At 32.4% G+C, this 12,698-nt stretch carries 12 protein-coding genes; 2 read left to right on the top strand and 10 right to left on the bottom strand.

Annotated elements, in window-relative coordinates:
- Window positions 1-86: 86 nt before the first annotated feature.
- The 9 genes from mtaB to lepA form a co-directional block, all read right to left on the bottom strand.
- A complete protein-coding gene (gene mtaB, locus LQ682_RS09500; protein WP_016998563.1) occupies window positions 87-1,433 on the bottom strand; it encodes a tRNA (N(6)-L-threonylcarbamoyladenosine(37)-C(2))-methylthiotransferase MtaB in 1,347 nt (448 codons plus the stop codon).
- Between the two features lie 6 nt (window positions 1,434-1,439).
- Complete coding sequence (locus LQ682_RS09495) at window positions 1,440-2,189, bottom strand: 16S rRNA (uracil(1498)-N(3))-methyltransferase (RefSeq protein WP_016998562.1); 750 nt, start codon at window positions 2,187-2,189, stop codon at window positions 1,440-1,442.
- A gap of 7 nt (window positions 2,190-2,196) precedes the next feature.
- Entirely contained in the window at window positions 2,197-3,123 is a 927-nt protein-coding gene (gene prmA / locus LQ682_RS09490; RefSeq protein ID WP_103268841.1) for a 50S ribosomal protein L11 methyltransferase, read from the bottom strand.
- A 3-nt stretch (window positions 3,124-3,126) separates the two neighbouring features.
- Window positions 3,127-4,260, bottom strand: coding sequence for a molecular chaperone DnaJ (gene dnaJ / locus LQ682_RS09485; protein ID WP_239724160.1), 1,134 nt, complete (start codon window positions 4,258-4,260; stop codon window positions 3,127-3,129).
- A 97-nt stretch (window positions 4,261-4,357) separates the two neighbouring features.
- A complete protein-coding gene (gene dnaK / locus LQ682_RS09480; RefSeq protein WP_147640723.1) occupies window positions 4,358-6,193 on the bottom strand; it encodes a molecular chaperone DnaK in 1,836 nt (611 codons plus the stop codon).
- Window positions 6,194-6,238: 45 nt separating this feature from the next.
- The gene (gene grpE, locus LQ682_RS09475; RefSeq protein ID WP_239724158.1) at window positions 6,239-6,835 is read right to left on the bottom strand and encodes a nucleotide exchange factor GrpE; all 597 of its coding nucleotides are present in this window, start codon (window positions 6,833-6,835) and stop codon (window positions 6,239-6,241) included.
- A gap of 27 nt (window positions 6,836-6,862) precedes the next feature.
- On the bottom strand, window positions 6,863-7,837 hold the full coding sequence (gene hrcA / locus LQ682_RS09470; RefSeq protein ID WP_016998557.1) for a heat-inducible transcriptional repressor HrcA: 975 nt from the start codon (window positions 7,835-7,837) through the stop codon (window positions 6,863-6,865).
- A 115-nt stretch (window positions 7,838-7,952) separates the two neighbouring features.
- Window positions 7,953-9,071, bottom strand: coding sequence for a radical SAM family heme chaperone HemW (gene hemW, locus LQ682_RS09465; RefSeq protein ID WP_016998556.1), 1,119 nt, complete (start codon window positions 9,069-9,071; stop codon window positions 7,953-7,955).
- A gap of 53 nt (window positions 9,072-9,124) precedes the next feature.
- On the bottom strand, window positions 9,125-10,948 hold the full coding sequence (lepA, locus tag LQ682_RS09460) for a translation elongation factor 4 (RefSeq protein ID WP_103268844.1): 1,824 nt from the start codon (window positions 10,946-10,948) through the stop codon (window positions 9,125-9,127).
- Window positions 10,949-11,179: 231 nt separating this feature from the next.
- On the opposite strand from lepA, the gene rpsT reads away from it, so the two are divergent.
- A complete protein-coding gene (rpsT, locus tag LQ682_RS09455) occupies window positions 11,180-11,431 on the top strand; it encodes a 30S ribosomal protein S20 (RefSeq protein ID WP_064204513.1) in 252 nt (83 codons plus the stop codon).
- Between the two features lie 38 nt (window positions 11,432-11,469).
- Here the strand turns inward: rpsT and holA are convergent, their stop codons facing one another.
- Window positions 11,470-12,444, bottom strand: a complete 975-nt coding sequence (holA, locus tag LQ682_RS09450) for a DNA polymerase III subunit delta (protein WP_016998553.1) — start codon at window positions 12,442-12,444, stop codon at window positions 11,470-11,472.
- Window positions 12,445-12,535: 91 nt separating this feature from the next.
- Between holA and LQ682_RS09445 the strand changes: the two genes are divergently transcribed.
- Entirely contained in the window at window positions 12,536-12,673 is a 138-nt protein-coding gene (locus LQ682_RS09445; protein WP_016998552.1) for a YqzM family protein, read from the top strand.
- Window positions 12,674-12,698: the final 25 nt, after the last annotated feature.

Raw genomic sequence — 12,698 nt, 5'->3', positions numbered from 1 at the left:
GTCAGTTACATAGTAAATATATTACTATGTACTTAAACATTATAAAATAAGTCATTTTTTAAGTCAATAATCATTTGCAATGAATCTTAATATGCAACTAATCTTTCGTCTTTATTTGTTGCATGATTGATTACTTTTACAAGTTTTCCTTTATTAATTGGATAACCTGGTTCTATTACTTTAACTTTTACTAATTCTCCAATTAGAGATTCATCTCCATCAAATTCTATCTTCATGTAATTATCTGCATAACCAACTAATTTACCATCTTTAGAGCCTTTTTCTTCAGGAATGACTTCTAATACAGTTTGGTCGAATTTTGATGCATAATCTTTTGCAAGTTGATTTGATAGTTCTATAAGTCTATGAACACGATCATTTTTAATGTCTTCATCTACTTGATCTGTCATTCTTGCTGCAGGTGTACCTGTTCTCATTGAATATGGGAAAACATGCAGTTCAGAGAATTGATGCTTAACTATGAAATCATAAGTTTCTTGGAATTCTTCTTCAGTTTCACCTGGGAAACCAACTATAACATCACTTGTTACTGCTAAACCAGGTAATGCTTTATGAAGTTTTTGTAGTCTTTCTGAAAAATGAGCCATAGTATATTTTCTTCTCATACGTTTCAATACAGAATCAGAACCGGATTGTAATGGAATATGCAAATGCCTTACGACTTTTGTAGATTTATCGATAACATCGATAACTTCATCTGTTAATTGACTCGCTTCTATAGAAGAAATTCTAATTCTTTCTAAGTTTTCTACTTCTTCTAAATCACGTAATAATTGCGCTAAGTTATAATCTTTTAAATCTTCACCATATCCACCTGTGTGAATACCAGTTAATACGATTTCTTTATATCCTGAATTTACAAGTGTTGTCGCTTGGCTAACTACTTGTTTAGGATCTCTTGAACGCATTAATCCTCTAGCCCATGGAATAATACAAAAAGTACAGAAATTATTACAGCCTTCTTGAATTTTTAATGAAGCACGAGTTCGGTCAGTGAAATAAGGTACTTCTAGTTCTTCATATTTTCTATTCTTCATGATGTTTCCAACACCATTTATTGGCTGTCTGCTTGTCTTATAGTCTTCAATATAAGAAATTAACTTATGACGATCTTGAGTACCTACAACGATATCTACTCCTGGTATCGCCATGATTTCTGCTGGAGATGTTTGCGCATAACAACCTGTTACACATACTACTGCATCAGGGTTTTTACGAATAGCTCTTCTTATAACTTGTCTACTCTTCTTGTCTCCTGTGTTAGTCACTGTACAAGTATTTATAATAAATACATCAGCGTTTGTTTCAAACTCTACTCTTTCGTAATCATTTTCCTTAAATAATTGCCAAATTGCTTCAGTTTCATAATGGTTAACTTTACAACCTAAAGTATGGAATGCTACTGTAGCCAACTATATTCACCTCATTAATTCTAATTGATAGCTTAAAGCAGCTAAAGCATACAATGGAGCGGTTTCAGCCCTTAATATTCTCGGTCCTAGACTTATGTTATATCCATCTTCAAATAAAGCAACTTCTTTTTCAGAAAGCCCACCTTCTGGCCCAAAGATGATTAAAACTTTTTGTCCCTTTTTTAAGTTAGAACCAATTTGATGTAAATTACTTGTTCCCCCACGTTTAGCTTCTTCTTCATAAGCTATTAATACATAATCATATTCATTTATAATATCACAAACAGAATTAAAATTCGACATATACCTGATATCTGGGATAGTCAAACGCATGCTTTGCTCACTTGCTTCTTTAATGATTTTTTGCCATCTATCAATCTTTTTAGACTGCTTTTTATGATCTAATTTAACTACAGAACGTTCAGATTGAACAGCAATAAAATGGTGTGCGCCCATTTCTGTTGCTTTTTGAATCATCCACTCATATTTATCGCCTTTTATTAATCCGCTAGCGATTGAAATCTCGACAGGTAATTCTGTCTGTCTCGTCGTATCTTCTAATGTCAGTACTTCTATATTTTGTTCATGAAAATCTATAATTTTGCAAATCATCGATTTTTGATCATTAAAAGTGATGATAATCTCATCATCAACTGTCATTCTCATTACATTTTTTATATGGTGTATGTCTTCGTTATTATGTAGAAAAAAACGCTGATTTAACTCAGCGTTTTCAAGTAAGAAGTATCTTTGCATTGTTCTCCTACTTTCTAGCTCTTATTGAAACCCAGCCGTTTTCTTTTAAAACTTTCTCAATTTTAAAACCAACTTCGGTTAATCTATTAGTGATTTCATCGCATTTCTCATCAATGATGCCAGATGTTATAAAGAAACCACCATCGTTAAGTCTATCGTAACTATCTTCTATCATTAAATCTATAACATGCGCTAAAATATTTGCAATAATAACATCGTATTGCTCAGTTTCTTCTGTTAATAAATTCCCAGTCTCAACTTTTATACTATTTTCGCAATGATTTTTTTCAAAGTTTTCTTTAGCAACTTTAACAGCTAAGTCATCTAAATCAATAGCTTTGATAGATTTAACGCCTAATAAATAGCACCCAATGCTTAAAATACCTGAGCCGGTACCAACATCAATCACTTTATGATTTGGCTCTACAACTTCTTCTATGTGTCTTAAACACATACTTGTAGTTGGATGATCTCCTGTACCAAAAGCCATCCCTGGATCAAGTTCTATACATAAACTGTCATCAGCGTTTTCATATTCTTCCCAACTAGGAACAATCGCAAAGCGTTCTGAAGCTTTAAAAGGATGAAAATAATTCTTCCATTCATTTTCCCAGTCTGATTCTTGAATGACCGTCTTTGAAAAAGCCAATACTTCCGGTTTAATACCATCAATATTTGAAATTGTATTTTTTATTTCTTGTTCTAGCGATTCAGTAAATACTAGTTCACTAAAATAACATTTCACTCTAATATCATGATCTGGGTAATCATCAGGATTTAATTCATATATTTCACCATAAACATCGATGTGTTCTTTATCTAGTTCAGATGAATCTTCAATAACAACACCATTTGCACCTAATTCATTTAATAGTGCTGTTACGACAGGTTCTGATTCTTCATTTATCATTATAGAATACTCAATCCAATTCACGGGCTATTCTCCTTTAAAGAACTTTTTAGCTCTATCTTTTAAACTTGAAGGTTGTTCTGTTAATGTTTCTCCACCAATTTCAGCGAATTCACGTAGTAATTCTTCTTGACGTTCTGTTAATTTATCCGGTGTTACAACTTTTACAGTTACGAAATAATCACCTTTACCATAACCATGAACATTTTGAATACCTTTTTCACGTAATCTGAACTGCTTACCAGTTTGTGTTCCTGCAGGTACTGTTAGTGCCACGCTGCCATTTAATGTCGGAACAGTTACTTCATCACCTAATGCTGCTTGAGGGAATGATAGATTTAAGTCGTAGAATATATCGTCTCCATCACGTTTGAATTTATCATGAGGTCTAACTCTAAATACCACATATAAATCACCTGCTGGACCACCATTAACACCTGGTCCACCTTTGCCTGCTAGACGAATTTGTTGATCATTATCTACACCTGCTGGTACTTTAACTTTGATTGTAACTTTTTTGTTTTGAGTACCTTTACCTTGACAATCTGGACATTTCTCTTCAAATTCTTGTCCAGTACCATTACATTCAGGACAAACTTTTTGCGTTTGCATTCTACCAAGAATTGTATTTTGTTCTACTGTTACATGACCTTGTCCATTACAATATGAACATGTTTTCTTCTTAGTTCCTGGTTTAGCACCGTTACCATGACAAGTATCACATTCTACATCTTTACGAACTGTAATATCTTTTTCAGTACCAAATACTGCTTCTTCGAATGATAACGTCATGCTATATTGTAAGTCATCACCTTGTCTCGGTGCATTAGGATCTCTTCTTGCACCGCCACCAAAGAATGAACCAAATATATCTTCGAATCCACCAAAGCCAGAGAAGTCTTGACCTCCAAATCCTTGTGATCCTCCACCAAATCCTTGTTGTGATGTATTATGTCCAAATCTATCATATTGAGCACGTTTATTTTCATCACTAAGAATTTCGTATGCTTCAGATAATTCTTTAAATTTGGCGTCAGCACCTTCTTCATGGTTTATATCTGGGTGATACTTTTTTGATAATTTTCTATAAGCTTTTTTAATTTCATCTTGTGAAGCATCTTTAGATACACCGAGTACTTCATAGTAATCTCTTTTAGCCAAAAAAAACTCTCCTTTACACATTGATATATTACTAGAAAAACTTGAATTAAAAAAGCCAAAGCCAATCACATTGACTTTGACTTTTTAATGAGTAATATTATTGTTTTTTATCTTCGTCGTTAACTTCAGTATACTCTGCATCTACTACATCATCATCTGAATTCCCTTGTCCTTCAGCTGATTCTGCACCTTGTTGTGCTTGAGCAGCTTGTTCATACATCTTCACTGATAATTGTTGAACGATTTCTTCAAGAGCATCTTTTTTAGTTCTGATATCTTCAATATCGTCGCCTTCTAATGCTTTTTTCAATTCTTCTTTAGCATCTTCAGCTTTAGTTTTTTCACTTTCGTCAACATTATCACCTAAGTCAGATAATGTTTTATCTACAGTGAATACCATTTGGTCTGCTTCATTTCTTAAATCGATTTCTTCACGACGTTTTTTGTCTTCTTCCGCATTTTTCTCTGCGTCTTTAACCATACGGTCGATTTCATCGTCTGATAGTGAAGAACTAGATTCGATTGTGATTTTTTGTTCTTTATTAGTACCTAAATCTTTAGCTGTAACATTTACAATACCGTTTTTGTCGATATCGAATGATACTTCGATTTGAGGTACACCACGTGGAGCTGGTGGTATATCAGTTAATTGGAATCTACCAAGTGTTTTGTTATCAGCTGCTAATTGACGCTCACCTTGTAATACGTGAATGTCTACCGCTGGTTGGTTATCAGCTGCTGTAGAGAATACTTGAGATTTAGATGTTGGGATAGTTGTGTTTCTTTCGATTAATACTGTAGAAACGCCACCCATTGTTTCAATACCTAATGATAATGGTGTTACGTCTAATAATACAACGTCTTTAACATCACCAGTTATAACGCCACCTTGAACAGCAGCACCCATTGCTACTACTTCATCTGGGTTAACACCTTTGTTAGGATCCTTACCGATTTCTTTTTTAATTGCATCTTGTACAGCTGGTATACGAGTAGAACCACCTACTAGAATTACTTCATCGATATCTGAATTAGATAATCCAGCATCTTTCATAGCTTGTCTAGTTGGACCCATAGTTTTTTCTACTAATTCACTAGTTAAAGCTTCGAATTTAGCTCTAGTTAAAGTAGTTTCTAAGTGTAATGGGCCATTAGCGCCACCTGAGATAAATGGTAATGAAATTTGTGTTGAAGATACACCTGATAAATCTTTCTTAGCTTTTTCTGCAGCGTCTTTTAGACGTTGTAAAGCCATTTTATCTTGTGATAAATCAATGCCATTTTCTTTTTTGAATTCTTCAGCTAAATATTGAATGATAACGTCGTCAAAATCGTCACCACCAAGTTTATTGTCACCAGCAGTTGCTAATACTTCGAATACACCGTCGCCTAATTCTAGAATAGACACGTCAAATGTACCGCCACCAAGGTCAAATACAAGTACTTTTTGATCTTGCTCTGTTTTATCTAAACCGTATGCTAAAGCTGCTGCAGTTGGCTCGTTAATAATACGTTCTACTTCTAAGCCAGCGATTCTACCAGCGTCTTTAGTTGCTTGACGTTCAGAGTCATTAAAGTAAGCTGGAACTGTGATTACTGCTTTAGTTACGTTTTCGCCTAAATAACTTTCTGCTGTTGATTTAAGATTTTGTAGAATCATTGCTGAAATTTCTTGTGGAGTATACTCTTTATCTTCTACTTTTTCTTTGTAATCAGTACCCATATGACGTTTTACTGATTGAATTGTATTAGGGTTTGTTACTGCTTGACGCTTAGCAACTTCACCTACTTGAGTTTCACCGTCTTTAAATGCTACTACTGATGGTGTAGTTCTGTTACCTTCAGGGTTTTGAATAACTTTAGGTTCTCCACCTTCTAATACTGATACTACTGAATTTGTTGTACCTAAGTCTATACCTATTACTTTACTCATAAGAAAATTCCTCCAATTATTTATTTGCGTTTTAAATTCAATTAATTATTCATTTACTTTAACCATTGCTGGTCTTAAAACGCGTTCTTTTAATTTGTAACCTCTTTGTAGTTCTTCAGTAATAACACCTGATTCAAAATCAGGATTGCTATCTTGCATAACTGCTTGATGTACAGTTGGATCAAATTCTTTATTCTCTGACTCAATTTCTTCTAGACCATTTTCTTTTAATGATCTCAATAAGTCATCATAAACCATTTGTACACCTTTTTTAAATGATACGAAATCGTCTGATTCGCCTTCTTGTTTTAGTGCGCGATCCATGTTATCCAATGCTGGCAACACATCTGTTAAAACACGTTGCGCTTGGTAATCTTTCGCCACACTAGCTTCTTGTTTCATTCTACGCTTGTAATTTTCAAACTCAGCATACAAACGTAAGTATTTTTCTTCTTCTTCGTTTAATTTTTCTTTTAATTGTTCGAGTTCAGTTTCCGGAATTTCGACTGTTTTTTCAGTCTCTTCAACCTCTTCTACATTTTCAACTTCTTCATTTTCGTTACCATTAGTTTCTTCAGTGGCAACGTTTTGAGATTGTTCAGACGACTCGTCGAATTTTTCATTTTGATTTTCTTCCGTCATTTCATGCCCTCCATTTTCTTTCCTTATTTAAAAATGATTCAAAAGTTGAATCACTTTATTGTAATGCATTGCAGTTGGACCTATAACGGCTAAATGACCGCTTATATCTCCCGAAATCTCATAACTTGTACTTACTATTGAAATACCTTCTAAGTCCTGATTAATTTCTTGTCCAATGTTTACGCTAATGGAATCATTAGCTGTTTCGTTTAAAAATTGGGCAATTCGTTCAGATTCCAGATACTTTAAAATTGACTGTATCATGGACACATTCGAAACGTTTAACGCCTCAATCAAGTGCATTTTTCCACCTAAAAACATTTCTTCATTTTGATCATTAATTTGTGTAATTAGCGCGTACTTAAAATTATTTATAAATTGTTGATCAATAAATGACAACGTTAATGATTCTAACGTGTTTATCAATGTAGATAAAGTATTTTGCTTAAAATGTAGATTCAAGTAATTCATAAACTTTTCTATTTGTTCATGTGTTATGAGTTTAGAAATTTGTAAATGAACTTTCTCTACATATCCATCTGCAAAAACGATAACACTCATTAAATGATTAGGGTTCACTCTAACGAAATGAATTTCAAAAATATGTCTTGAAAATTTATTGGGTCCTAATACAACAGTCGTATAATGAGAACGATTGGATATTTCCAAAGCTAACCATTTTAGCATTGCATTAACATCATATTGATTATCATCATAAAATTGGTTGAACCAGTCTATTGATTGTTTACTACGTGATTTAACCTTTAGTAATTGGTCAACATAATGTCTAATTCCTTTTTCAGAAGGAACTCTTCCTGATGAAGTATGTGTCTTCTCGAGGAGTTCTAATTCTTCTAATTGTTTCATCTCATTTCTAACTGTTGCTGGGCTTATAGGCAATTGATGCCTTTCAATAATCGACTTAGAACCAATTGGCTGGCCTAACTCAACATAATCCTCAACAATTACATTTAGTATTTGTAATTGTCTCTCAGTAATCATGTTATCACCTCGATTAGCACTCTATCTATCCAAGTGCTAATTATAATTTATCAAATTGGTCAAAGTAAGTCAACATTAAACCCTCGAATTTTTGAAAGATTTTTCATTCTTTTATTTAAGTTAATAAAAACTGCTCAAATACTTCGTTACCAATGATTTGACCACGTTCACTTAAGTATAAATAATCTTCATTTTCATTTAACAAACCATTTTCCAATAAATTATTAACCTTTTGACCAAATACTTCTTCAATCGTTTGATCAAATTTTTTATAAAATCTAGATTTTGAAACACCTTCAGTCATGCGTAAGCCTAAGAACATTTGTTCTTCCATTTGCTCTTTCAATGTAACTTCACTATTTTGCAGTACAGGCATTTCTCCATTAGTTAGTTTATTTATATATTGATTAACCGGATTAATATTACTATATCTCACACCGTTTATATATCCGTGTGCGCCAGCTCCGAAACCATAATATTCTTCATTCTTCCAATATACTTTGTTATGAAGTGATTCATGGCCTACTTTAGAAAAATTAGATATTTCATATTGATGTAGAGGTGATTTTTTTAATTTATTTTGTAAGTGTTGATACATTTCTTCACCTAAATCTTCATTAGGTAATTTTAATTTTCCTTTTCTATATAAATTATAGAATTGAGTTTTAGGTTCAAGTATAAGTGCATAGCTTGAAATGTGGTCAACATCAAGTGATAATGCTTTATCTATTGATTCATCAAATTGTTTCAACGTTTGACCAGGTAAGTGAAACATTAAATCTAAACTAACTGAGCCTATATTATGTTTTCTAGATAACTTAACTGCTTTTTCAATATCGTCACTATGATGTGTACGTCCTAAAATTTCTAATAAACCATCATCAAAAGTTTGCACTCCAAGTGATAACCTATTAACACCATATTTTTTTAAAAGTTGAATTTTACCTTCAGTTAGTTCATCCGGGTTTGCTTCAAATGTATATTCATCAGTTACAGTAAATAAATCATTTATTGATATTAGTAGTTTTTCTAATTGAACTTCTGATAATGCTGTTGGCGTCCCACCTCCAACAAAAATTGTTTCTACAACTTTATCTTTGCGAGTAGACATTTCTTTTATTAAGCAATCTAAATATTCATCAACAGGCTGATTGGCTATAAAAAACTTATTAAAATCACAATAAGTACAAATTCTAACGCAGAAAGGTATATGAATATATACACTTTTAGCCATTTAAATCCTCCTTTAAAAATAAAAACAGCTACTTAAACGCAGCTGTTTCTTGTTTAATCTTCATCCATTTTCAGTACTGCTAGGAATGCATCTTGTGGAATCTCAACGTTTCCGACTGACTTCATCTTAGCTTTACCGGCTTTTTGTTTTTCAAGTAATTTACGTTTACGACTAATGTCACCACCGTAACATTTTGCTAATACATTTTTACCCATAGATTTTATGTTTGTACGTGCTACTATTTTATTACCAATTGCTGCTTGAACTGGCACCTCAAATTGTTGTCTAGGAATTAATGTTTTAAGTTTATCTACAATTGCTTTACCTCTTTCGTAAGCAAATTCTTTATGCACAATAAAGCTTAACGCATCTACTTGGTCTCCATTTAATAAGATATCCATTTTCACAAGTTTACTTTCTTGATATCCGATTAATTCATAGTCGAAAGAAGCATAACCTTTCGTATTAGACTTCAATTGATCAAAGAAATCAAATACAACTTCAGATAAAGGAATTTCATAAATAATATTCACTCGAATATCATCTAAATAATCCATTGTAACGAAATTACCACGTTTTTTCTGACATAATTCCATTACTGCTCCGACATAGTCACTTGGTACCATCATAGTCGCTTTAACATACGGTTCATAAATCGTGTTGATTTTTTGTGGATCTGGGAATTGTGAAGGGTTATCAATTTCAACTTTCTCTCCATCTGTTAATTCACATTCGTAAATAACTGAAGGTGCAGTTGCTATTAATTCAATGTTAAATTCACGTTCAATTCTTTCTTGTATGATTTCCATGTGTAATAATCCTAAAAATCCAGTTCTGAACCCAAAGCCTAATGCTTGAGATGTTTCTGCCTCAAATTCTAAAGAAGCATCATTCAATTGAAGTCTTTCTAAAGCTTCTCTTAAGTCATTATATTTACTATTGTCTATTGGATAAAGCCCACAGAATACCATTGGATTCATTTTCTTATAACCTTGAAGTGGTTTGTCTGCAGGTCTGTCAGCATTTGTTATCGTATCACCTACGTCAGAATCAGCAACGTTTTTAATAGATGCAATTATATATCCAACATCACCTACTGATAAAGTTTCAACTGGTAATGGTTTAGGTGTATTAATACCTACTTCCGCAACTTCAAAAGTTTTACCTGTGGACATCATTTGAATTTTGTCTCCGGCTTTAACTGACCCTTCAACTATTCTAATTGAAGAAATTACACCTCTATAAGCATCGTAAGTAGAATCAAATACTAATGCTTGTAGTGGATTTTCTGGGTCACCTTCTGGTGGTGGTACTATTTCAACGACTTTCTCTAATATTTCTTCGATACCAATATTAGCTTTCGCACTTGCAAGTACCGCATCACTCGCATCTAAACCAATAACATCTTCAACTTCTTGCTTTACCCTTTCCGGTTCAGCAGCAGGTAAATCGATTTTGTTTATTACTGGAATCAACTCTAAGTCATTGTCTAAAGCAAGATAAACGTTTGCTAAAGTTTGTGCTTCGATACCTTGAGCTGCATCTACGATTAGAATAGCCCCTTCACATGCAGCTAATGAACGTGATACTTCATAAGTAAAATCGACGTGTCCCGGTGTATCAATTAAATGTAGTATGTATGTTTCCCCATCTTTCGCTGTATAATTTAATTGAACAGCGTTTAATTTGATAGTTATACCACGTTCTCTTTCTAAATCCATTGAATCTAATAATTGAGACTTCATATCTCTCGTCTCAACACTTTTCGTATTTTCCAAAATTCTATCAGCTAATGTTGATTTTCCATGATCAATATGAGCAATAATAGAAAAGTTTCTTATTTTCTTTTGGCGCTCTAGGCGTTTCATTCTGTCCATTTGAACTCCAACTTTCTCGTTAATTTTACATCTTCAGATGTAAGTAGCATCTTTGATATGATACCTTCTTTATAGAATAAATGCAAACCAATTACCAAACTGTTCATAAAGTGTTAAGCTTTATAAGGAATATGTAAATAATGATTGCACTTAAGGCGTACATTTGATAAAATATTTTTTGTTGCAATCAAATTATTTGATCACGGACAACATATTTAGGAGGTGACTCTCATGCCAAACATTAAATCTGCAATTAAACGTGTTTCTGTAACTGAAAAGAAAGACGCTGCAAACATTTCACAAAAAAATGATATGCGTTCAGCTGTTAAATCTGCAAGAACTGCTATCGAAAATAATGCTGATAACAAAGGTGAATTAGTTTCATTAGCTATCAAAAAGGTTGATAAAGCTTCTAAAAAGAACTTAATTCATTCAAATAAAGCTAACAGAATTAAATCTAGCTTAATGTCTAAAGCTAACTAATTAACAAAAGCTACAGTTCATCTGTAGCTTTTTTATTTTTAAATTTTCAAGATAAACAACTCTAAAATTAAAACTTTATCCATGTATGAAGATTTCAATTCATAGTCAGTATCAGCACATATATCTATCGTCTTTAACAGTCTTTCTAAAGATAAATTTCTTATAATTCTTAAGGCTAATTTCACTCTATAAGGATGTACTCCTATTGTTTTAGCAATTTGTTGCTCACTGTAACTTTTGCCGGCTAATATTTTACATTGATAGTACAATCTATAATTACTTGTTATTAATGCTAACAACTTAATAGGCTCTTCTTTCAAATTTATTAAATCTTTTAGCAATTCAATAGACTTCTCTTTTTTTCCTTTTTGTATATACTCCGTTAATAAAAATACATTTTGTTCAAGAGAACGGCTAACTATTTCAGTAACATCTTTTTTATTAATAACTGGTTCATCACCAATAAATAAAATTAATTTTTCTAATTCTGCATGTATAATATTAAATTGAATACCAGTTAACTCTAAAAATGCGACGAGTGCGTCTTCTTTAATGTCTTTATACTGCTCATTTAAATATGACTTAATCCATTGTTTCATTTCTTGTTCTGACATTTGCTCTATTTTATTTAGTGTTGCATTCTTTTTAACAGTTTTTACGAGTTTCTTTCTTTCATCTAATTTTTCGTTACTTACATCAAAAACTACTAGCGTATCTCCATCATATTGCTCTATAAATTCAAGTAAAGCATCAGTACTATGGTTAATGCTATTATTCACTTTTTCACCTGTAAATAAGTAAGCATTTTTAATATGAACAACTTTCTTGTCTGAGAGGAAAGGTAAAGTTAACGCTTCTTCTATTGCATTAGAAATGGGTGTTTCGTATAAATCATATTTGGCGTAATTGAATTCATCACGCCCTTCTTTTAAATATTGATTGATAATTTCGTTAGATTTTTTCTCTATTAATGCATCTACTGCACCATAATTTAATACAATATTATCTTTCAAAATAAGTCTTCCTCTCTTATAAAGTTCTAATTAAGTATAGCATTTTTAAGCTTATTATCATATAATGAATGTAAGTATAGGAGGGAGTCATATGAACAGATTTGAAGGTGAAAATACTCAAGGGCGTAACAATGACGTTAAAGACTCTGGATTAGGTTTTATTGTAGGCTTCTTATTTTTAGCAGCGATTTATATCATTGCTCAAGTATTCAGCTTACTACCTAACTAATAGTACATATTTATATTTTTTAATC

The sequence above is a fragment of the Mammaliicoccus sp. A-M4 genome, assembly GCF_022386955.1.
Lineage (GTDB): Bacteria > Bacillota > Bacilli > Staphylococcales > Staphylococcaceae > Mammaliicoccus > Mammaliicoccus lentus.
The sequence above is the reverse complement of the archived record's forward strand: the minus strand, read 5'-3'. Positions and strand labels throughout refer to the sequence as shown.